Source organism: Kitasatospora sp. NPDC056783, assembly GCF_042789895.1.
Lineage (GTDB): Bacteria > Actinomycetota > Actinomycetes > Streptomycetales > Streptomycetaceae > Kitasatospora.
The window spans coordinates 1-20,822 of sequence record NZ_JBHUAF010000125.1; the positions used below are offsets into that span (position 1 = coordinate 1).

Here is a 20,822-nt window from a genome sequence, read left to right on the forward strand (position 1 = left end):
TCTCGGAGCCAACCCCACGGAGCCACGCTCGCTGACGAGGTTTGTTTTCTATTGCCCTACTCCAACAGCCTCCGACGGGCTGGGGGGACCGGGGACGGGACCCGCGCGACAGGGTGGGATGAATTTGCGGACTCTCGTCATTCACCTGCCGCATGGTGGGGCGACTACCACCCCGTAATTCACCAGTGGGAAAAGCGGTTCGGCTATCCGTCGCCCGCGCCCACCGAGCGGGGACCGCGCGGCGGCATCCGCGTGACAGCGAAGTTCGCCGAATGGCTCATGGGATTTGTGCCGGGCTGGGTGACCGATATTCCGGGGCTCTCCCGAGGCCAGCAGCTAAAGGCAATAGGCAATGCGGTGCAGCCGCAGCAGGCTTACGCAGCATTCACACAGCTACTTGAAATCGAATACGACGGGGATAACGAAGATGGGTAAGCGGGGGGTTGTCGCCGACTACGGCGGCGAGGAGCTTTACCGGGGTGACCTGATCGCCTACGCGGCACGCATGGGAAATCGCGTGCGCATGGCTGACGCTATTGTCCGGCGGGTCACTACGCGGCTGGAGAACGGGCGACTTCGCCCCATGCTGCTGGTGCGTCCCACGGGCACGGAATCGGGTTTCGCCAAGCGCCGCACGCTGCGCGCCGAATGGATTTCCGCCGAACATGTCCGGCTGATCATTCCGGACGCCACGGGCGAGCGCGGCTAGCAATCTACGGGGGACCAATGGAACTGCGAATCACGGCGGAGTCGGCTCCGCCTCTGGGGGACGTACGCGCGGCGGGGCCGGGGGATGTGGTGGTCCTGGTGCCGGGATACACGCGCCGCCTTGACTGGGTGCGTTATCTCGCTGCTGCGGCGCACGCGATGGGACGGGGCGCGCAGGTCCGGCAGGGAGATCGCGAGTGAGCGTCCCGTCCGAGCCGTTCGGATTCTGGCTTTTTCTTTCGCTGGCCGGCGAAGCGCTGTGCCTGCTGGGGCTGCTCGCCGCGTTGGTGTACTTGCTGTGGGGGTGGATTGATCGTGGCTAATCCCAACAAGGCCCGTGGGACCGCATGGGAATCCGCGGTCCGGAACTACCTGAATCGCTTTCTCGGGCTCACCGACGAGTCGGGAAATCTGCTGCATCCGGCATCCGGCATGAACGTCCGCCGAGCCGCGCAGGAAGGCACGAAGGACGTGGGCGATATCCATGCGTGGCCGTTCATTCTGGAAGCCAAGGATGTACGGAGCCCGGCCGTTCCGACGTGGCTTCGGCAGGCGAATGCCGAGGCGGCGAACGCCGGATTCCCGTTCGGCGTGGTCGTGCACAAGCGGCGCGGCAAGTCGGTGGCTTCGGGCCGGGTGCACGTCTCAGTGAGCACGTGGACGGCGCTCCGGCAGCTGCTGGGCACACCCGTGGACGACGCAGCCGGTCTGTACGGCGCGGAGTACAAGGCCCGTGGGATCGACACCGGGAAGTGGTACGTGTCGCTGTCCCTCGGGAACTTCGCCGCGCTGCTCGCGGACGTGCGGGGGGCGCATGCTGTTCCGTGATCTGCTCGACCGGTTCGGCGGGGTGGTCGACCAGGCAGACGGCGGGTACGTGGCGCTGTGTCCCGCGCACTCGGATTCGCGCCCGTCGCTCCGAATCTGGCGCGGCGACGATCACAAGGTGAGGCTGACGTGCCGAGCCGGCTGCGGCACCGAGGACGTGATTCGGGCCGTCCGGTTGTCCTGGTCGGACCTGTTCGACGCCACCGGTCCCGGCGGCACCGTTCCGGCCGGACGCCCGGAGCTGGTTCCCGTCGCCCTGGTGGCCGCCCTCGGTGCCTACGTCGACCGGTGCTCGCTCGCCCTCGGCGACTACGCGGCCGAGTGGTCCGAGCGGGCCCGCGCGTACCTGCTCGACCGGTTCGGGGTCGGCCCCGAGCTTGCCGCGGAACTCCGTGTCGGCGTCGACCAGGGCGACCAGGGCGGCGGCTTCGACCACCTGTCCCGGGCCTACTCCGCGTACCCGCGGCTGACCGTGCCCCTGGTCGGTTGGGACGGGGCGCCCCGCGGACTACAGGGGCGGGACCTGTCCGGCCGGTGCCCCGGACGGTGGCTGTCGCTGAGCAACCCCGAGGGGCTTCGTTGGTCGCCGTACGGTGTGATGCGCGGCTCCGGCGGGTGGGGCACGGTCCTGGTGACCGAGGGCCCGGGGGATGCGCTCACGGCCGTGGGGGTCGGCTACGACGCGGTGGCCGTCCGCGGTGCCTCACTTGTCAACTCACCTGATCTGATACGGGAGTTGGCCGAGGGTCTGCGCGGCTCGCTGGTGGTGGTCGCTGGTGACAACGACACCGCCGGGGCAGGGTTCTCCGCGATGCTCGCCGAGGGACTGACCGAGCACGGCGTGACGGCCCTGGTACTCGAAATCCCGCACCCGGGCGACGACTTGACCGACTGGCGCGCACGCGACCCACAGGGGTTCCCCGCGACGCTTCACCGCGCGGTCAAGGCTGCTCGGCCGGCTCGCGCCCCGGTCGACGTGCAAGAGGCCACCAGGGCGGCCGAGCTGGTGACGCGGACCGGGGTCGACGTGGTCAGTCGCGACCAGGGCACCGAGGCGGCCCGGATCTTGTCCGACCTGGTGTCCACGTACGGCGAGAGCGACGCCATGAACGCTCACGCCCTGGTCGCGTTCGTGAACGGCTCGATCCGGCACGCGAGCGGGCTCGGGTTCTACACGTGGAACGGCTCCGTCTGGGTCCGCTCGGATCGGCGCGTCCGGCAGGAAATCCACCGCATGGGCGCCGCCCTGGTGCTCGCCGGTCAGAACCAGTTGGCGCGCGGTTTCACGATGACGTCCCGGATTGACGCGCTGCTGACCGAGCTTTGTTCCGTCCCGTCCGTTTCCATCGACGCCGTGGATTTCGACAACAAGCCAGACCTGTTGAACTTCAGGAACGGCACGGTAGACCTGCGGACCGGCCAGATCCGCCCGCATGACCTCGGAGATCTACTGACATACGGTCTCGATATCAACTACGACCCGTACGCGCAGTGTCCTCGGTGGGAGAAGTTCCTAGAGGAGATTTTCCCGGGCATGCCCGAGATGCCGGCCTATATTCGACGTCTGGTTGGCTACGGCATCACGGGGCACGTGACGGAGCAGGCTTTCGGCGTGCTCTGGGGGAAGGGCGCCAACGGGAAAAGCGTCCTGGTGGACACCCTTACATCGGTCTTCCGCAGCATCACGAAGACAACGCCTTTCTCAACTTTCGAGGAACGCAAGAGTACCGGTATCCCGAATGACGTGGCTGCACTCCGCGGCGCCCGCCTGGTGATGGCCAGCGAAGGCGAGTCGGGAAAGGCAATGTCAGAGTCCATTCTAAAGCGGGTGACCGGCAAGGACATGATCTCGGCGCGGTTCCTGCGTCAAGAGTTCTTCGAGTTCCGACCGTCTTTCCTGCTATTGCTGGCGACGAATCATAAGCCGAAATTCAAGTCGCAGGACGAGGGGCTTTGGCGGCGGGTCAAGCTGCTGCCTTTCACCCGCTATTTCGCGCCGGACGAACGTGATCCCGACTTGGACCGGACGTTGCTGGCCGAGGCCGAGGGGATCGCCGCATGGGCGGTGCGCGGGGCGGTCGAGTGGTATCGGTCGGGACTGCAAGACCCGCAGGTCATCACGGGTGCGTCCCGTGAGTACCGCGCCACGTCGGACCCGCTGGCCGGCTTCTTCCCGGGCGTACTGGAACGCGCGGAAGACACGGTTCTGATGAACGGAAACGAGGCATTCAACGAGTATCTAACCTGGTGTGAAGCCGAAAACCTGCCCGCTCGGGAACAGTGGACTCGGCGCACGTTTTATGACGCCATGGAGGAAAGGGGGGCAGTCAGAAAGACCACTAAGCGGGGCATTGCCCTGGCGGGCGTCCGGCTAGCCGGCCAGGGCCCCGAGCCGACCGGGCCGGGAATCTTCGGACCCTGACACCAGCACCCCAACGGGCCGTCCACCTCGACCGGGTGGGCGGCCCTTTCTGCTTTCGGGGGGAAGCATGATCGAGTACCGGCACCAGATTGCCGGAGACACCATCACCGTGCACGTGCCAGAGACGCCCGAGGATCTACAGGATTTCAGGGGATGGCTCGACCGGGCACGGCGCCGCGGACCCGTGGCCGTCGATACCGAAACCACAGGCCTAGAGGTATTCGGCCGCTCCTTTCGGCTCCGCACAGTCCAATTCGGAGACACCCGCGACGCGTGGGTGATCCTGTACGAATGGGGCGGATATCACGCCACTTACGCCCGTGACGCGCTGCTGCGATGCCGGGAAATCCTGATCCACAACGCGGCCTATGACTGGCTGGTACTGGACCGGTGCGCGGGAATCCCGCTGGAAGAACTCGCGCCCCGCACAACAGACAGTCGGATACTGGCAATGCTCCACGATCCGAGGCAACCCAAAGAGGGAGGCATAGGGACTGCGCTTAAGCCGCTCTCCGCGCGCTGGGTGGACCCGTCCGCACCTGACACTCAGCACGGCCTTACGAAGGTTTTCAACTCGCTTGGCATGACGAAGGAAACCGGGTGGGCGAATATCGAATTGACGCACCCAACTTTTCTGCTCTACGCCGGTTTGGACGTGATCCTGACCGCCCGCCTGGTGCCCGTGCTCCGGGCCGAGCTGGACCGCCTCGGCGTGCCGGCCCGCCTGGTCGAGTACGAGCACCACATAGCCCGGCTGTGCGCCGTGATGCAGCGGGCGGGGTTGCTGGTTGACCAGGAGTACGCGCAGCAGCTCGCCCGCCGGCTTGCCGAGGAAGCCGAGCGGTACGCGGCCGTGGCGGCCCGGTACGGGGTCACCAAGATCGGATCGCCCGACCAGGTGGCCGAGGCCCTGCAAGCCCTCGGGGAGACGCTGACCGAGCGGACCAAGGGTGGCGCGCTCAAGGTGGACAAGGCCGTCCTACTCCCGATCGCCGACCTTGACCGGGACTGGCAGCGCATCGGCGCGCGGGAGCCAAGTGTCCTCGCGGACGCGGTACTTCGGGGCAAGCGGGCCGCGAAGTGGGGCACCAGCTACGCCGAACGGTTCCTTCACAAGCTCAGCGCCGAGGGCCGCATGCACCCGACCGTGTCGTCACTTGCCGCGCGCACGGGCCGCATGTCCGTCACGGACGGGCTGCACCAGCTACCGAGTTCGGACCACGTGATCCGGCGCGCCATTCTCGCCGAGCCCGGACACGTCATGATCTCCACCGATTTCCAGGCGATCGAAATGCGGGTTTTGGCGGCCCTGGCCGGGGTCCGAGCCCTCAAATCCGGATTCATAGACGGCGGCTCGGATTTCGACGTCCACATGTTCACGGCCCGCCTTATCAAGGGCGAAGGCGCCACCCCGAAGCATCGCAAGATTTTCAAGGGCGCCGGATTCGGAAAGGTATACGGCGGCGGGGTGGCGACGATCGCCCGCCAGACCGGGGCAACCGAAGCCGAGATTGCTCAAGCCCTTATCGCCTACGACCGGGCTTTCCCGGAGATCAAGAGGGCGTCACGGAGATGGCAGCGAGAGGCGTTCCAGAACGGCATGGTGTTCATCTCTGCTGTCGGCCGGCGCCTTCCATTGGATCGGGACAGAAGTTACGCCGTGGTCAACTACGCCTGTCAAAGCGTTGCCCGAGACGTTCTCGGGCAAGCAATGCTGAATGTCGAAGCGGCCGGCCTCCTACCCTATTGTCGCTTGCCTATCCATGACGAGCTGCTCGCGTCGGCGCCGCGGCAGGAAGCCGAGGAGATCGCCCGCGAGTTCGAACGCTGCATGACCTGGAGCCTGTACGGAGTACCCATCACAGCCGAGGCCGAGATAGGCGGCCGGTCGTGGGGGTCGCTGTACGGCGCGGACTTCTGACGACCCGTCGCAGGGTTGCTGTCGAGCCGGTCACGGCTAGATCACGAAACGGGCTCTACCCCCTACCACCAGCGGATACGACGCCCCTAAAGATCATCCTCCCGAACGATGCGGACGCGTGATCGCTACTTGGCGTCACCACTTTGTATCGACTCGGGGTACGAAGCCCGACGTATGTCTAGGCTGTCCCAATTAGTCCGTAGTAACACCTTTGCCGCCACATAGCCAATTCGCCGAATCTAGTTCCACGCAGAGATTAGGCAATGCGCAAGCCCCGTCCTGCAATTCCGGGACGGGGCATTTTTATGCCCTTTTTCAAGGCGCATTGATAAACAACCAAGGGTCCTTTCTGACCTTTTTACGCCCCGTTCCGGGCAAGCCCTGGCCCCCACAGGACCAAAGCCCCCGACGCACGGAGCGATGTTCCATGACGCACCTCACCATCGACCAGCTTTACGCGGCCAAGTCCAACGACATGGAAGCGATATCCGCAGTCATAGCCGAAACGGATGCGCTGGTCATGGCCCGAGCCCGAAACTTTGCCACCCGATCCGGCCGCCTTGACCAGGACTTGGCCGATGATCTTGCACAATCGGGCCGCATGGTCGTTTGGGAGAGCTTGAAGACTTTCGGGGGCGACAGTCCCGAACAGTTCATGACGTACCTCACTCGCGCCATGGAATCTGCGATGCGCGACCAGTACCGGGAAATAGTCCGCCCTGGCGTGACTGCGCGAGCAGCCAAGGACTTTGACATTGCCCTGTCCCTCGCAGCCGGTGACCCGTACGATGCGGTTCGTATCGCCACCACGGAGGAAATGGGTCCGCGCCGAATGAGCCCCGAGGGGGCGACCGCCGCGCTTCTCGCGTGGCTCGGCATGGACAGCCTCGACCGCCCGCTCGTAGGCGAACACGGCGACATGTCCGGGGTGACCCTCGGGGACGTGGTGGCGAGCATCGCGGCCGTGCCCGCGGACCTGGTCGAGCCCGCGGACTACGAGACGACCAGGCGCACGGTTATCCGCGACCAGGTACACCGCGCCCTCGGACTTCTGAGTGAGCGCCAGCGCTTCGTACTCAAGGGTGACCACGGCGTCTCCCCGGTGCGGGACTACTCCGCCTGCGGCGGTGACACCGAGATGGCCGAGGACTTGGGCATCACGGCCAAGTCCGTACACGAGGCTCGTGCCAAGGCAAAGAAGCGTTTCCGCGAGCTGTACACCGCCGGGGCCCGGACGTGGTGACCCTGTCGACCCGCGACGGCGGGACTGTCGAGATCACCCGGTGCGGCGCCACGGTGGACATCCATGTCAAGGATGCCGAGGGCCGCACCGTGGCCACCGTGACCCGCCGAGCCGGCGAAGCGGCCCTACTGCTTTCAAAACCGCATGCTCAGTCTTTGAATCTTCAACACCGTTCGTACATATGACCTATTGACGGTAAGTCACAGAAATGACCCCCTCGCTTCGGCGAGGGGGACTTTTTCATGTACGCAGTCAATCGTGTTCACGCCAATACGCCATGGGGCATTCGGATTGGCAACTGTGCTGGTCAAAGCCATGCAGCCCTGCGGGTCAAGTCTCAAGAGAACCTTAAGGAGTGACTTGTGTCACATATAGAAAAGGGTTTTCGATTGTCATTCTCGTGGTTTACCGTCGTGGCATGGTTACGCACCGCAACGAGTTTCGAATCCGAACTACTGTGGCTGCCCGGGGGGACCGAGGGGTCATCTGGGCAGCATGCCCCGAACTGCCCGCGATCTTCGCTGAGACCAGCATCCGCACCTGCCTCGACCTGGTGCGCACCCTGGAGACGCAAGGCCGGATCGTGGCGGGGCTGATCCCCAGCGCGCCGTACCGGGGCTACCGCGTGTTGGCTCGGGACATAGGTACGGGTGGGCTCGCTGGCTCGGTCGAGTGGGTGCGCAACCGGTACACGGACCAGTGGGAGCAGTGGGACGAACCGTGGACCGGATGCGAGTACGGATGCCACCAGCCCGCCGCCACGATGTTGGAGGCAGCATGAGCACCACCAGGACGTTCCTGTTGTCACGCGACGACCAGGGCGACGCGTGGGCCGTCGCGTTCCGTCTCGGCGGTCACCTGGTCGGCTACGGCCTGGCCGTGCGGTACGGCATCGCGGTGCGCGGACTTCCCGGCCGCCGTGCCGACGGTCCCGCGTGGGCGCTCTGGCTGGTCGACCGGACCCCGGGCGAGCCCGTTCCCGCGGTACTGCTCGGCTCGATGCCGATGACGACCCGCGCCCTGGTGGTCGAGCTGCTGGCCCTCGCCGCGTAGCAGCAGAAAGCCCCGTCACTCCGGGAAGGGGGTGGCGGGGCCTCGGGGGCGCGCGTGTTCGTCAGACGTCGCCGAACTCGCCGGAGCGGACACCCGCGACGAAGGATGACCATGCGTCGGCAGGGAAGACCAGGGCCGGACCCTCGGGGTCCTTGGAGTCTCGGACGGGTACGGCGCGGGGAAGGCCGTTAGCGACCTCGATGCAGTTCCCCGCCTGGGTGCTGTAGGAACTTTTGTGCCAGGTAACGCCGTGTAGATCATCCATGCTCAAAACCTCTCCGCACGTCTCGAATGAACTCGATGCTCGGCGCCCGCGGCAACGCCTCCGCCTGGAGGTGATCGTACTCACTGGTCCACGCGGCCAGCGTCGCCGGATCACGTTCGAGGAAGCCTCTCCGCTCCGTCTCGCCGTACCCAACGATTGCCCGGTTCGGCATGGTCAGCAACGTGATTGGATGTCCGAACGGCCTGCTCTCACCTGTCGAAGTAGGGCAGATCTGCACTAGACAGCGCGGCTGTGATGCCAGTGTCTCAAGATGCTTCAGCTGCGCGATCATGACGTCGCGGCCCCCGATCGGTCGCCGGAGTGCGCTCTCGTCTATTACCGCCGTAACGACCGGCGCGGGGTCTCGGGTGAGTACCTGTTGCCTGCGGAGCAGCCGTTCTGTCCGGTCGTCCGCTTGCTGCTGGGTTGCGGCGCCGCGGATGACCGGGGCGTTCTGATAGGCGCTGGCGTACTCCCGGGTCTGAAACAGGCTGGGCAGGATGTTGATTTCAAAGATCCGAAGCGCCGTTGCCTTCGCTTCGCTACGCAGGTAGTCGTCAAAGCCTTCAAATAGGGCCTGGCCTGACTTCCCCCACTCTTGGATGAACCGATGCCATCCGAACAGCCTGTCAAGCTTGTTCACAAGCTGTTGACTTGGTTTCCTGCGGCCGTTTTCCAGTGCCGAGATGTACGAAGATGTGCAGCCAACCTCCGTCGCTAGGAACTCCTGCTTCCAGCCGCGTTGTTCGCGTGACGTGCGGAGTAGCTTCCCGAACTCGGTGGCGTGATCGTCTTGGATCTCGGACTCAAGTTCGCTCATGACGATTCGTCCTACCAATCTGACGGGTTTGCGCTAGTTGATAACTACGCGAGTCTAAAGCACAGTTGGGCCACTCGGTAACCGTCGCGTTACGGATCGGAGCCCCCCATGGCACGTAGACGTACACCTGCGCCCCCCGCAAAGCCCGAGCCGGCGCCCACGACGGGCCCCCGGTCTCCGCTCGACAACCTGCGAGACACCGAACACAAGGTGGCGCTACTCGCGCTCGCCGAACTGGCCGAAGCAGTCGAGTTGGCCGGGTTGGTGCTGCCGTCGCTCGACGTGGAGACTCCGGCTCGGGGTCGGACCGATTACCTGGTGCAGCTCGGCGGAGTGCCCCCGGAGACGGCGGCGCAACTCGCGGTCGCGCTCCGCACCGGGGCCGCTGCCATCGCTGCCGAGGAATCGTCGGAGTCGGGGACCGTCACCCACCTGTGGGCGCCGGTCGTGGGCGACCTGGTGCACGACATTGCGGCCGACAAGGTCGGCGAGTACCGCGGGCTGGACAACTCCGGCCGATGGTTGCTCCGTCCGCCGGCTGGTGGCGAGCCATGGCCCGTGGACCCCGAGGGTGTGCGCGTTGCCGACATGTCTGACCGGTTGCGAGCCGAGGCGGCTCTGACGACGGCACGCCACCGCGCGGTGAGGGTCGGATGAGCGAGAACCCGAACCCGTTCCTCCGCGGGCGCCGAATCTTCCGCTACCTGGTGTGGCGACTCGGACCGGACCCCGACCGCGTGGCGACCCACCTGATCTTCTGCGAGGGCGAGGGCGAGAACGGCACCAAGTGTGGTGCGGACTCGGGCGAGCACTCGGACCTGGAGGCGGTGCAGAAGTGGCCGTTCGAACACGCGAAGCAGCAGCCCGAGCACCGGTCGTACGGCCGGCTCACCTACTACCCGATGGTCATGTTCCCGACGGAGGAACTGGCGTGAAGCGCGCATCCGTAATGTCCGGCGCCCTGGCGGTGGTCGTCGCCCTCGCACCGGCCGCCCTGGTGGTCGTCCTCGGCGTGTTCGACCCGCACGGTAGTCGCCGATGGGTGTGGCTGTTTGCCGCCCTCGCGGTCGCCGGGCTCGGCATCGCGTACGGGGGTGACTGGGAATCGTGGTGGCGTCGAAGACGGGCGCAGGCACACGTGCGGGCCGGACAACGGCGTGGTTCGGTGCTGTGCCGGGAGGCTCGGCGAGAACGGGTCGGCCGGTGAAGACGGGGACCGTCGTAAACCCGCCCCTGCCGGATAACCTGCGCTGGGAATCAGGCGTGTGTGCGCCCTGCGGTGCGACACGGACCGTCACGGCGGTACCGGCGATCGGGCGTCACACGATCCTGATCGTGTGCGGCTCGCACTACTGGCGGTACGTCCGACGGTTCCACAAAACCGTCCAACTCCGTTGCTGGCACGGCGTTCTGGCTAAGCGCCGCAAGGGCTCGAAGCCCGTCTGATCTCCCGGAGCACTCACCACCCCCGGTGCTCCGGGTACACCCGCCGGTTCACGCGGCGGAAGGGTGCGCGCGGGGAGCAGCGCACTGGTCGCCCCGGTCCGGTCCCCCGATAGGGCCGGGGCGACTCCCCAAGTCCCCGGCGGGAACCTGTGCCCCGCTGGGAAGCACAACCCCCGCCCCGGTGACGTGACGAGTGGACGGCACGGACGACCGGGGCGGGGTCCCGTACGGCGACCAGCACACAGGAGGGAGAGAACATGGCGCGGAAGGCGTTGCAGGGGATCGAGCTGGCGGTGCACGAAGCCCGCCGTCGCCGGGAACGCGCGGGTGAACCCCCGATCACGGGTGACTCCCTGATCAACGGGCCCTCCCTCGGCTCCGTGGTACGTGACAACCGAGCCGGCGGACGGATCGGGATCGTTACCCACGTCACCGGCGGCATTGCCTACCTGCGGGAGGCCGGACGGGCAGACCAGGTCTGGGACTGCCCCGTGACCGCCGTAGAGAAGCCGCCGCGAGCGGACGCCGAACTCGCCCTACTGCTGGACCACGACGTGGTCCTCCGTCCCACGGACGCCCCGGACCCCGCGGACTACCAGGACGACGACTAGCCCCAACAGACTGCCCGCTCCGGCCACGTGCGTGCGTCCGCCCCTTCCCGGGCGACGTGCATTCCCCCTAGGACCGTGACCCGAGCGGGCCCCAATCTCCGGCCGTGGGCGTGTCCTGCGCCCGCACCGGAAACCCCCGCCTCCGGGGACGGCAGGCCGGACGTTCGGAGGCGGGCCCAACTCCCGGTACATGCGGCTGGGACCGCAACTGTGCCGGGTTCGCGCTCCGGGGTCTGCTCCCCAGAGCGCACGCCGGTCCCCGTCAGAGGTTCTGATTGCCATTCCGACGGGGACCGGCCCGCCAACTCCCGCTCCGGGTGGTGCGTCCACTCCAGCCCGGAGCGGGCCCCGCAGGATCAGCCCGTCAAGGAGATACCCATGCGAACCGCCCACGCTGTCCTGCTCGGCGCCGGACTGCTCGCCGGCGTCAACGTCGTCCGCCTGGCGGTCGACCATCGGGACCGGCAGCGCCAACTCGTCCTCGATGCCGAGGACATGCACCAGCAACTCATGCGGGACGGTGAATCACGCCCCGACCGCTACGCCGATCACCCGATGCTCGGGCGGCTGTCCGAGACAGAGCGGTGGGACGCGCTGCACACCAACAGGGTGTTGGCGCTGCTGTGCGCGAAGTACCAGTCGGCGGTCATGGGCGACGACGAACTGTTCAACAACCTGGAGTCGATGGTCCACGAACCCGCGGCACGCGCTTTCTGGGCCCGGTCGGGCTCGCACTGGCTCGGCGAGACCGCCGTCAGCGCCCCGCGCGTGAAGAAGTTCGGTGAGCACGTAGCCCGGACCTTTGAGCGGGCGGACGTCAAGCCCGCCGCGTAACCCCCACGAACCCCCGCCCCGGCTCGGCACCTTGGACGGCTGGTGAGCCAGGGCGGGCTCAGCACCACCAGCGAGACCCGCCGTTCCATTCGGACCGGCGGGCATCTCTTCCCCGCCCGAGACGGCGGGTAAGTGGATCTGGAGGCGCACGTGAACAGTACGACCCTTCCCCAACCGCTCGACTTCGTGTGGCTGGAGGTGACCGCCTTCTGTAACGAGGAGTGCGGCCACTGCTACGCCGACTCCGGCCCGTCGGGCACCCACGGAACGATGACCCCCGACAACTGGCGGTCCGTGATCGACCAGATCGCCGATCTCGGGGCCGAGCACGTGCAGTTCATCGGCGGCGAGCCCACGTTGTACCCGCACCTCGGCTCGCTCATCGGCCACGCCCGTGACCGCGCGTTGTCGGTCGAGGTGTTTTCCAACATGACCCACATCACGCCGGAACTGTGGGAGGTGCTTAAGGACCGGGACGTCAGCCTCGCGACGTCCTACTACAGTGACCAGGCCGACGACCACGACGCCGTGACCAAGACCCGCGGGTCCCACAAGAAGACCCGGGCGAACGTGGCGAGGGCGGTCGAACTCGGGATTCCGATCCGGGGCGGAGTCGTGACCGCCCGCCCGGGACAGCGAGCCGCCCAAGCTCTCAACGACCTGTTGAGCCTCGGGGTCAGGGAAGTGGGCGGGGACAAGATGCGGGCCTTCGGGCGGGCAAGTCGGGGCGCGGCGCCGAAGGTCGCGGACTTGTGCGGGCACTGCGCGCACGAGAAGTGCGCCATCCTGCCGTCCGGCGACGTCGTACCGTGCGTCCTCGGCCGATTCATGCCGGTCGGGAACGTGCTCGAAACGCCGTTCGCAGACATCTGGGCGGGCGACCGGCTCGCCGCCGCCCTCGCCGAGATCGAGCGGGAGTGCGACACCGCGCAGAGCTGCACTCCGCCGCAGTTCCTCCCCGTATGCGGGCCGTGTAGCCCATGCGTTCCGAGCGTTCAACACTGCGACCCGCCCGGGGCGTCGATCGCCTAGGCTCGGAGCCCCATCCGGCAGAGCAGGGAGCGAACTTGGACGACCACGGCGACGACCGGGCACCGTGGCCCGGTGACATGACCAACGGTTGGCCGGCCCGGACGCCCGAACAGTGGCTGGGCGTCGCCCGGTACGTCCGCCACGCGGCGAACAAGGTCGGTGACCCGCTCCCGCTCTGCCTCCCCGGCGAGCCACAGGAATGCGGACGCAGCGCCCAGCATCACGTGGTGCTGTGGGGTGCCGTGCTCAAGGCTAGGGCGCACCACGTGGTCGAAATGGCTGCTCCCACACAGGAGTACGGTGCGTGGGCGGCGAAGGCTCTCTACCGTGACCAGGTGGCCGAACTCCGGGAGCAGCACACCGGAGCCGCCGAGATAGAGTGACTACCGGGGCGCAGGGTTCATGCGATTACGACCCGCTGCCTCCCCGCGCCCCGTTGGCCCCGTTCGTCGAATGCACTCGCAACCCGGCGGGCGGGGCCTACTCGTCGGCCTGGCCGTCCGGTTCCGACCCCACCACATAGGTACCCCGACCCGGAACGGTCTCCACCAGGCCGTCATCACGGAGCACGCCGAATGCCGCCCGGATCGTGTTCCGGGCCACGCCGAACCGTTCGGACAACTCCCGTTCCGAAGGAACGGCACTTCCCGCGGGCAACTTCCCGGACTTGATCTCGGTAGCCAGCACGGCGGCTACCTGCCGAAACGGGGGTAGAGCGCCCCGGGGATCGATTTCACGCGGTGCCATGCGCAGCAGCGTAGACAATCCACTCGGCCTATACCGGCCTGCGCCGACCTAGACCGGCCTATACCAGTTGCCGTACCTTTGGACACGAAAAAGCCCCCGGCTGCAACCGGGGGCCCACGCCGACCAGCTTTCAAGGAGCTGTCCGACATGCGTCATCTTATCGTCACGCTCATACGCCGCGCCCTGGTTCTCTGCTTGCCGGCTCGCGGACAGCACCGCGCCGTACCGGCCCCCGCGGCCCCCGTTCCGGCTCCCGCCCCCGAGCCGTCGACCCCTGCCCCGTACGAACCGACCCCGGAGCCGGACCGCCTTTCCACGGGCCCGCTCGTCCGCCCGTACATTGACCACGACGCGTGGCGCGCCGAGTTGGACGACATGCAGCGCGACTACAACGAGAGGCAGCGTCAGCGCGAACGCCGCGAAGCACTGCGCGCCGTGGGCGAGGGGCGACCGGACACCGGGTACACCTACCCGGGCGCGCACACCCTCGCCGGGGCGGTGGCGTGATGGCGAAGCCGTTCATCCGGACCCTTCCCGACGGCACCCGCCGGGGCAACACGCGGGGCCTGCGCGAGTGTGAGCGGGCCGGGTGGCAGATCCTCACCCCGGGCCGCCACAAGGCCCGCTACGCCCCCCGTACGGCCAACGACTGCCGACCCTGGACCGACGGGATAGACCGGCACTGGGCCCGTGACTGCTGGGCGGTCCCGCGACACCGAATCGTCAGCAAGTAGGACCCCTCGCCCCGCCCGGACCGATCCCGGGCGGGGCTTTAAAACCGGTAGTTTCGTGTGTCGGGAGACCCGGAGGGCAACGAGTTCTGCGTCCTGGAGCCCCGGGAGATCTACCGGGACACCGGTCCGATCGCCGCGGTGGTGGTCGACTGCGCCGACCCGCGGGCGATGGCCCGGTTCTGGGGCGAGGCAATGGACTGGGCGGTGCACGAGACCGCCGACGACCACGCGACCATGCGTTCCGCCCACGGCGTCGGCCCCTACCTGGAGTTCGTCCGCACCCCCGACACCAAGAGCGGGTGGAACCGCGTCCACCTCGACGTCGCTCCCTACCTCGGTGACGACCCGGCAGCCGAGGAGGCCAGGCTGCGCGCTCTGGGCGCCTCCGACCCGGGCATCGACCAGTCCGCCATCTCCTGGCGGATCCTGACCGACCCGGAGGGCAACGAGTTCTGCCTCCTCAGCGCTCGCTGACCAGGAGCAACGGGGCCGGCCGGTCTCGGGTCGGCGGCGAGGACCGCGTGACGTCAGCCGCAGGCCGCCGGAGACGGGGATGGCGTCCCCGGTGATCCAGCGCGCATCATCGGACGCCAGGAAGGTTGGGACGGGGGCTGTCCCGGCACCTGTCCGGCCCGGTCGGCCGGCCCGACCGCCGGCACCGCGTCACAGGTGCGGGCCCACCCGCGGCACCGTGACCGTGCCGCCGTCCCGGCCGCCGCACCCCGGGCCCGGTGGATCCGCCGGGCACCCGGCCCCCGGTCGACGCGGGACGTCCACGCCGCCACACCCGTTCGGTCGATCAGGTGCGGAGCGCCGGAACGGGCTTCGGGCCCGTCCTGGCGGCGCGCCGCGGGGTCTCGGCATCGCCGGTATCCCCCGGCCGGGGTTCCGGCACGCCCGGCCGGGGGCTCGTACGTTCCCGTGGTCAGGAGCCGCAGTTCGATCCGCAGCTGGTCCCGCAGCCGATCGGGCCGTTGCCGCCGCAGCTCCTGCCGCTGTAGCCGCCCCCGCCGTGGGAGCGGTGGGTGCTCCTGCCGCCCCGGGCTCGGGCCGAGGCACGGGCGCGGGAGGCTTCGAGGCAGATCCGCAGGGCGTGCCCGGCCGGCAGGGCCGACATCCCGGCCAGGGCCACGGCCATCGGGGCGTGCTCGTGACGGTCGACCGTGGGCCCGTGCTCGCGGCGGTCGGCCGACCGGGCTTCGGAGAGCACCCGGGAGCCGAGCCCGGTGTGCCGGCCGAAGTCCCCGTACATGTCCACCAGCACGATGGCCAGCCGGGCCACCGCGAACAGCGCGGGGAAGGCCAGCAACGGGAGGAGCCAGTTCTCGCCCCGCACGAGTGCGTACACAAAGGCGGCCACGCCCACCGCGGCCACCACGAAGGACACCAGGGCCATCGACTCCTCGGCCAACGACGCCCGGTCGAGGAGCTTCGCGTCATTGAGCAGACCCGCGGCCACCAGGCGGCGGCGCACGGCGTGTGGCGGCGCGTCGTCGTCCAGCCACATGGTCAGCGTCCTCATGTCACCGGTGCGGGTGGGACCGAGAGTGCGGACGGCCGCCGCCTCGAAGTAGTCCTCCGGGTCGGTCGAGGTCGTGGCTGCGGCCGCGGTCGCGGTGACGTCCCCCGAGCGGGAGACGACGATCCGGCCCGCGTCGTACATCGCCAGGAGCCTCAGCTCCACCAAGTGGCCCGCCAGGCAGGCCACTTCCTCCACGCTGGGCTCGAACTCCCGTCCTTTCGCGCGCCGTTCGGCGCCGTACAACCTGCCCATCCAGACGCCGGCATTCAGCCAGGTCACGGCCACCGCCGCCCCTGCCACCGCCAGCAGGCCCGGTACCACCCACATGACGCCCCCCTTCGCCTCACTCCAGTGTGGGTACGTCCCATGCCGCCCGGCAAGTCCCTCTACGAGGACGGGCGCTCGGCGACGGCACTGCGGACCCGGCGGTGCAACGGTGGTCCGCGGACGGGTACGGTTCGCTCCCCCGGGCTGGAAGAGCCAGCCGGTCCGGGATTCCCAGGGGCCGGCAGCGAGAAAGGTGCGGGACATGTGAGCCGGGACGTTGTTGCGGCGGACGACCGGATCCAGTGAACGTTGGAGCGGCTCCGCCGGGTGGGCCCGCTGCGGTTCGGGATGACGGCCAACGACCCTCCCCGCCGGTCGGTGCCGACGCCTGGACCACGGACGAGCGCCGCGTCTTCGCCGACGATCTGGGGCACTCCCAGCCGCCGGCGGTGTCCGCCGCCTCGAACCGGGCGAAGGCCGGCCAGGCCCCGGGCCACGGCGCCCGCCACCGGCCCGATAAGGTGCGGGCCCGGGGGCCGAGGACGGACGGGAGTACAGGAGCGGCGTGCGGATTCTGCTGCTGGGACCGCTGGAGCTGCGGACCGCCGAGGGCACGGCCGTCCACGTCGGCGGCGCCCGGCGCCGCGCCGTGCTGGCCGTGCTCGCCCTGGAGGCCAATCGCGTGGTCCCGGTCGAGCGGCTGCTCGACCTCGCCTGGGACCACGCCCCGCCCCCCACCGCGCGCGCCGCGCTGCAGGGCCACATCGCCAAGCTGCGCGCCCTGCTCGACGACGGCCTGCGGCTGGAGACCCGCGCCCCGGGCTACGTGCTGCGCGCCGACCCGGACCTGATCGACGCCCACCGGCTGGACCGGCTGCTCGACCGCGCCCGCACCGAGGCCGCCGACGAGGCGGCCGTACCGCTGCTGCGCGAGGCGGTCGCGCTGCGGCGCGGTGCCACGCTCGCCGACTGCGGCTCCGCCGCGCTGCGCGAGGGCGCGGCCGCCCGGCTGGAGACCCTCCGGATCCAGGCCCTGGAACAGCTCGCCGAACGGCTGCTGCGCACCGGGCGGGGCGCCACCGTGACCGCCGAACTCACCGAGGCGCTGGCCGGGCACCCGCTGCGCGAACCGCTGGTCCGCCTCACCATGCTCTGCCTCCACCAGGAGGACAGGACCGCCGAGGCCGTCGCCCTCTACGGGGCGACCGCGCGGCGGCTGGCCGAGGAGGCCGGGATCGACCCCGGCACCGGCCTCCGGGAGGCCCTCGCCCTGATCCGGTCCATCCCGCGGGCGCAGCCCTTTGCCGCCCCGGCGCGGCTGCCCCGCGAGCCGGGCCGCTTCGTCGGACGGGACGCCGAACTGGCCTGGCTGGGCGAACAGAGCGGCGCGGGCGGCGGTACGGGCACGGCGGACGGCGGTACGGGCACGGCGGCGGGCGGCGGCCGGCGGCTGCTGCTGGTGACCGGCCCGGCCGGGGTCGGCAAGACGGCGCTCGTCCTGCGCTGGGCGCACCGGAACGCCGCCGCGTTCCCGGACGGGCGGATCGGTGTCGACCTCCGCGGCTTCGACGAGACCACGCCGCTGAGCCCCGAGGAGGCACTCGCCGAACTGCTGCGGGGCCTCGGCGCCGAGGACGGCGCCCTCCCGACCGACCGGGCGGAGCTGACGGCCGCCTGCCGGACGCTGCTGGCCGGCCGCCGGGTGCTGCTCGTGCTGGAGAACGCGCGGGACGCGGAGCAGGTGCTCCCGCTGCTGCCGGCCGAGCCGGGCTGCGTCGTGGTGGTGACCAGCCGACACCGGCTCAACGGGCTGCTCGCCGTCGAGGGCGCGCGGGCGCTGTCCCTGGAGTCGCTCCGGGCCGACGACGCCTTCGGGGTCCTGGCCGGGATCGCCGGCCGGCCGAGGCTGGAGGCCGAACGGGAGGCGGCGGAGCGGGTGGCCGGCCTGTGCGAGGGGCTGCCGCTGGCGCTGCGGATCGCCGGCTCACGGCTGGCGACCCGGCCGCACTGGCGGGTCGCCACCCTGGCGGGCGAACTGTCCGACGAGCGCTCCCGGCTGGCCGCACTGGCCACCCAGGGCACGCTGAGCGTCGCGGCGGCCCTGGAACTGACGGTCCGTACCCTTCCCGAGCCGGCCGTCGCCCTGTTCCGGCTGCTCGGCGTCCACCCGGGCCGGCAGGTCGACACCGCCGCGGCGGCGACCCTGGCCGGCACCGACCGGCGCGCGGCCGCCGCTTCGCTGGAGCTGCTGTACCAGGCGCACCTGGTCGAGGAGAGCGCGCCGGGACGCTTCGAGCGCCACGACCTGGTGCGGCTGCACGCCCGGCACGCGGCCGAGGAGCTGCCGGCCGCCACCCGGGAGACGGCCCTGGCCCGGCTGTTCGACCACTACCTGGCCACGACCGCCGCCGGGCTCGTCCTCGCCCGGCCGGACGCGCGCCACCACCGCCCGGCCCACCGACCGAGCGGCGGTACCCCGGAGTTCGCGACCTCGGCGGACGCCCTGGCCTGGTTCCGGGCCGAGGAGCCGACCGTCCGCGCCCTGATCGCCCTGGCCTGCCGGTGGGGCGCCCACGACCACGCCTGCCGGCTGGTCGAGAACGCCGGCTACCTCTACCTCGACGCGGGCCTGTTCCGTGCCTGGGAGGAGGCGGCCCGACAGGCGCTGACGGCCGCCGAGACCGCCGGCACGGCCGCGAACCGGCCGCACCTGTACTCCAACCACAGCCTCTCGCTGGGCTGGCTGGGCCGGCGGCCGGAGGCCCTGGAGCAGTCCGAGCGCGCCGTCGCCGTCGCCGACCCGGAGAGCCTGCCGGTCCTCAGGCACCGCTACCTCAGCATGCGGACGAGCTTCGCCGACGACCACGGCGAGCCCTGGAGAGCGTTGGAGGGCTTCGCCGAAACGGTGGCCCACGCGCGGAAGCTGGGCGATCCCCGGCTGCTCTCCCAGGCCCTCAACAACCTGGCGCACACCCTGTTCCGGGCGGGCCGGGCCGCGGAGGCACTGGAGCCGATCGAGGAGTCGCTGGCTCTGCTCGCCGGGCGCGAGTCGGACCCATACCTGGTGATCTCGACCAAGACCTACGCCCAGGTGCTGCGCGCGCTGGGCCGCACCGACGAGGCCGTGGAGCAGATCCACCGGGTGCTGGAACTCGGCCGGGCCCAGGGCAACCAGGCCCACGCGGAGTTCGACTTCGCCGACTTCATCGGGCAGGTGATGGACGACCGGGGGCTGAAGGCCGAGGCGCGTCGGCACTGGGAGCGGGCCCTGGAAATCGCCACCGAGCAGGGGCGGATGACCCGCCAGGTGGAGCAGGTGCAGGCGAGGCTGGCGCGCTTCCGGTCGTGACCGGCCCGGTCAACCGCTCCAGGAGCCGCCCGAGGTGGTCGTCCGTACAGCCGGGGCCGAGGCGCCACCCGCCGGTCCGGCCGAGGTGCGCGGCGCCGGGCCCGTCGAGACCGCCGGAGCGCGGTACGCGGCCGTGGTCCGGCGCGCGGCGGGGGCGGTCACCGCCGGGGGATCGTCACCGTCCGGCAGGACCCGCTCGATCCGCAGCACCAGGTTGCGGCTTTGGCGGTCACCGGCCTGGTCGCGGTTCCGGCTGTGCACGGCCTGCGTCAGCACGCCCCGGATCTCCTGCCACCGGCCCTGCACGGCACGGACGTTGGGACACCACTCGCCCTGGTGGCGATGCTCCAGGTCGAGCCGCCAGCTCTCCGCCTCGACGAGGTGGACGGCGCCGACCTCGCCGTGGATCTCCACCGGAGCCGCGCCCCGGACGGTCACCACCGCCCGCTGCGGGAACCGCCCCTCCGCCGCCGTCACCGTGATCCGGCTCGGCCCCTGGTACCAGGCCATCGCTGTCCTCCCTCGTCTCCGTCGGGCCGACTGCCGACCGGCCTCCGCCGGTAGCACGGACGGCACACCCTCCGGGGTTCGACCGGCTCGCGTCCGGTCTGAACCCGGCGGCCCACGGCTTCCGTTCAGCGGGGCGACCCCCGGACCGCACACCGCTGCGGCCGCCCGCGTCCGGCCCGAACCGGCGACAGTTCCTGGGAGAGACCATCGTGACCAGCACGGCGAAACGGCTACGGACGGCTCTGGTCCCCACGGCGGCGGCCCTCGGGCTCGTCTCGGTGGGAGCACTCGCGGTGCGGGTCCCGCCGCCGTCGCACAGCCCCGTCCGGGCGCACCCGGTGGAGCGGACGCGGCCCGCCGACGCGCACGACCCGGTCCTGCGGCTGTCGAACACCTCGCGCAGCGGGGTCCGGGTGCTGTTGCCCGGGGCGGGCGCCCCGGCCGACGCGGTCCGGCCGGCGACCGGGCAGGGCCTGCGGTGACCGAGCGGCAGGGCGGCTCCCCCGACAC

At 69.7% G+C, this 20,822-nt stretch carries 25 protein-coding genes and 1 pseudogene; 21 read left to right on the top strand and 5 right to left on the bottom strand.

Going from position 1 to position 20,822, the window contains the following annotated elements; all coding sequences use genetic code 11:
- The 9 genes from ACFRMQ_RS19320 to ACFRMQ_RS19360 form a co-directional block, all read left to right on the top strand.
- On the top strand, window positions 1-435 hold a 435-nt coding region (locus tag ACFRMQ_RS19320), incomplete at its 5' end, for a hypothetical protein (protein WP_380731693.1).
- The gene (locus ACFRMQ_RS19325) at window positions 428-709 is read left to right on the top strand and encodes a hypothetical protein (protein WP_380731694.1); all 282 of its coding nucleotides are present in this window, start codon (window positions 428-430) and stop codon (window positions 707-709) included. The genes ACFRMQ_RS19320 and ACFRMQ_RS19325, both read left to right, overlap by 8 nt.
- A gap of 196 nt (window positions 710-905) precedes the next feature.
- Entirely contained in the window at window positions 906-1,031 is a 126-nt protein-coding gene (locus ACFRMQ_RS19330; RefSeq protein WP_380731695.1) for a hypothetical protein, read from the top strand.
- Window positions 1,024-1,536: a hypothetical protein gene (locus tag ACFRMQ_RS19335; protein WP_380731696.1), complete on the top strand. Its 513-nt coding sequence runs from the start codon at window positions 1,024-1,026 to the stop codon at window positions 1,534-1,536. Before ACFRMQ_RS19330 ends, ACFRMQ_RS19335 begins: the two co-directional genes overlap by 8 nt.
- Window positions 1,523-3,958, top strand: a complete 2,436-nt coding sequence (locus tag ACFRMQ_RS19340) for a phage/plasmid primase, P4 family (protein ID WP_380731697.1) — start codon at window positions 1,523-1,525, stop codon at window positions 3,956-3,958. The genes ACFRMQ_RS19335 and ACFRMQ_RS19340 overlap by 14 nt, the downstream gene beginning before the upstream one ends.
- Before the next feature lie 67 nt (window positions 3,959-4,025).
- A complete protein-coding gene (locus ACFRMQ_RS19345) occupies window positions 4,026-5,879 on the top strand; it encodes a DNA polymerase (protein ID WP_380731698.1) in 1,854 nt (617 codons plus the stop codon).
- A gap of 427 nt (window positions 5,880-6,306) precedes the next feature.
- Entirely contained in the window at window positions 6,307-7,122 is an 816-nt protein-coding gene (locus ACFRMQ_RS19350; protein ID WP_380731699.1) for a sigma-70 family RNA polymerase sigma factor, read from the top strand.
- Between the two features lie 457 nt (window positions 7,123-7,579).
- Window positions 7,580-7,903, top strand: a complete 324-nt coding sequence (locus ACFRMQ_RS19355; protein WP_380731700.1) for a hypothetical protein — start codon at window positions 7,580-7,582, stop codon at window positions 7,901-7,903.
- Window positions 7,900-8,175 (top strand): hypothetical protein, encoded by a 276-nt coding sequence (locus ACFRMQ_RS19360; protein WP_380731701.1) that lies wholly within the window; start codon window positions 7,900-7,902, stop codon window positions 8,173-8,175. Before ACFRMQ_RS19355 ends, ACFRMQ_RS19360 begins: the two co-directional genes overlap by 4 nt.
- Before the next feature lie 61 nt (window positions 8,176-8,236).
- Here the strand turns inward: ACFRMQ_RS19360 and ACFRMQ_RS19365 are convergent, their stop codons facing one another.
- Window positions 8,237-8,440, bottom strand: coding sequence for a DUF397 domain-containing protein (locus ACFRMQ_RS19365; RefSeq protein WP_380731702.1), 204 nt, complete (start codon window positions 8,438-8,440; stop codon window positions 8,237-8,239).
- Window positions 8,433-9,260 (bottom strand): Scr1 family TA system antitoxin-like transcriptional regulator, encoded by an 828-nt coding sequence (locus ACFRMQ_RS19370; protein ID WP_380731703.1) that lies wholly within the window; start codon window positions 9,258-9,260, stop codon window positions 8,433-8,435. The genes ACFRMQ_RS19365 and ACFRMQ_RS19370 overlap by 8 nt, the downstream gene beginning before the upstream one ends.
- Window positions 9,261-9,470: 210 nt before the next feature.
- On the opposite strand from ACFRMQ_RS19370, the gene ACFRMQ_RS19375 reads away from it, so the two are divergent.
- From ACFRMQ_RS19375 to ACFRMQ_RS19405, 7 genes are all read left to right on the top strand, one after another.
- Window positions 9,471-9,917, top strand: coding sequence for a hypothetical protein (locus ACFRMQ_RS19375; protein WP_380731704.1), 447 nt, complete (start codon window positions 9,471-9,473; stop codon window positions 9,915-9,917).
- Window positions 9,914-10,195 carry a hypothetical protein gene (locus ACFRMQ_RS19380; protein ID WP_380731705.1) on the top strand — a complete coding sequence of 94 codons (282 nt, stop codon included), beginning with the start codon at window positions 9,914-9,916 and terminating at the stop codon, window positions 10,193-10,195. The genes ACFRMQ_RS19375 and ACFRMQ_RS19380 overlap by 4 nt, the downstream gene beginning before the upstream one ends.
- Window positions 10,192-10,467, top strand: coding sequence for a hypothetical protein (locus ACFRMQ_RS19385; protein ID WP_380731706.1), 276 nt, complete (start codon window positions 10,192-10,194; stop codon window positions 10,465-10,467). The genes ACFRMQ_RS19380 and ACFRMQ_RS19385 overlap by 4 nt, the downstream gene beginning before the upstream one ends.
- Window positions 10,468-10,963: 496 nt before the next feature.
- Window positions 10,964-11,317, top strand: coding sequence for a hypothetical protein (locus ACFRMQ_RS19390; RefSeq protein WP_380731707.1), 354 nt, complete (start codon window positions 10,964-10,966; stop codon window positions 11,315-11,317).
- A gap of 378 nt (window positions 11,318-11,695) precedes the next feature.
- Window positions 11,696-12,151 (top strand): DUF6082 family protein, encoded by a 456-nt coding sequence (locus tag ACFRMQ_RS19395; RefSeq protein ID WP_380731708.1) that lies wholly within the window; start codon window positions 11,696-11,698, stop codon window positions 12,149-12,151.
- Window positions 12,152-12,283: 132 nt separating this feature from the next.
- Complete coding sequence (locus ACFRMQ_RS19400; RefSeq protein ID WP_380731709.1) at window positions 12,284-13,183, top strand: radical SAM protein; 900 nt, start codon at window positions 12,284-12,286, stop codon at window positions 13,181-13,183.
- Between the two features lie 35 nt (window positions 13,184-13,218).
- Window positions 13,219-13,566 carry a hypothetical protein gene (locus tag ACFRMQ_RS19405; RefSeq protein ID WP_380731710.1) on the top strand — a complete coding sequence of 116 codons (348 nt, stop codon included), beginning with the start codon at window positions 13,219-13,221 and terminating at the stop codon, window positions 13,564-13,566.
- A gap of 97 nt (window positions 13,567-13,663) precedes the next feature.
- Here ACFRMQ_RS19405 and ACFRMQ_RS19410 read toward each other — a convergent pair whose 3' ends face one another.
- Window positions 13,664-13,930 carry a winged helix-turn-helix domain-containing protein gene (locus ACFRMQ_RS19410; RefSeq protein ID WP_380731711.1) on the bottom strand — a complete coding sequence of 89 codons (267 nt, stop codon included), beginning with the start codon at window positions 13,928-13,930 and terminating at the stop codon, window positions 13,664-13,666.
- A gap of 147 nt (window positions 13,931-14,077) precedes the next feature.
- Here ACFRMQ_RS19410 and ACFRMQ_RS19415 point away from each other — a divergent pair, with 147 nt between their 5' ends.
- The 3 genes and pseudogenes from ACFRMQ_RS19415 to ACFRMQ_RS19425 all read left to right on the top strand — a co-directional run.
- Window positions 14,078-14,437 carry a hypothetical protein gene (locus ACFRMQ_RS19415; RefSeq protein WP_380731712.1) on the top strand — a complete coding sequence of 120 codons (360 nt, stop codon included), beginning with the start codon at window positions 14,078-14,080 and terminating at the stop codon, window positions 14,435-14,437.
- Window positions 14,437-14,664 (top strand): hypothetical protein, encoded by a 228-nt coding sequence (locus tag ACFRMQ_RS19420; RefSeq protein WP_380731713.1) that lies wholly within the window; start codon window positions 14,437-14,439, stop codon window positions 14,662-14,664. The genes ACFRMQ_RS19415 and ACFRMQ_RS19420 overlap by 1 nt, the downstream gene beginning before the upstream one ends.
- A gap of 57 nt (window positions 14,665-14,721) precedes the next feature.
- A pseudogene (locus tag ACFRMQ_RS19425) lies at window positions 14,722-15,138 on the top strand (VOC family protein); the annotation flags it as partial.
- A gap of 451 nt (window positions 15,139-15,589) precedes the next feature.
- Here the strand turns inward: ACFRMQ_RS19425 and ACFRMQ_RS19430 are convergent.
- Window positions 15,590-16,513: a TIGR04222 domain-containing membrane protein gene (locus ACFRMQ_RS19430; RefSeq protein WP_380731714.1), complete on the bottom strand. Its 924-nt coding sequence runs from the start codon at window positions 16,511-16,513 to the stop codon at window positions 15,590-15,592.
- Between the two features lie 505 nt (window positions 16,514-17,018).
- On the opposite strand from ACFRMQ_RS19430, the gene ACFRMQ_RS19435 reads away from it, so the two are divergent.
- Entirely contained in the window at window positions 17,019-19,802 is a 2,784-nt protein-coding gene (locus ACFRMQ_RS19435; RefSeq protein WP_380731715.1) for a BTAD domain-containing putative transcriptional regulator, read from the top strand.
- A gap of 9 nt (window positions 19,803-19,811) precedes the next feature.
- Here the strand turns inward: ACFRMQ_RS19435 and ACFRMQ_RS19440 are convergent, their stop codons facing one another.
- Entirely contained in the window at window positions 19,812-20,312 is a 501-nt protein-coding gene (locus ACFRMQ_RS19440) for a hypothetical protein (protein ID WP_380731716.1), read from the bottom strand.
- A 209-nt stretch (window positions 20,313-20,521) separates the two neighbouring features.
- Between ACFRMQ_RS19440 and ACFRMQ_RS19445 the strand changes: the two genes are divergently transcribed.
- Window positions 20,522-20,794, top strand: a complete 273-nt coding sequence (locus tag ACFRMQ_RS19445; protein ID WP_380731717.1) for a hypothetical protein — start codon at window positions 20,522-20,524, stop codon at window positions 20,792-20,794.
- The last annotated feature ends 28 nt before the right edge of the window (window positions 20,795-20,822 follow it).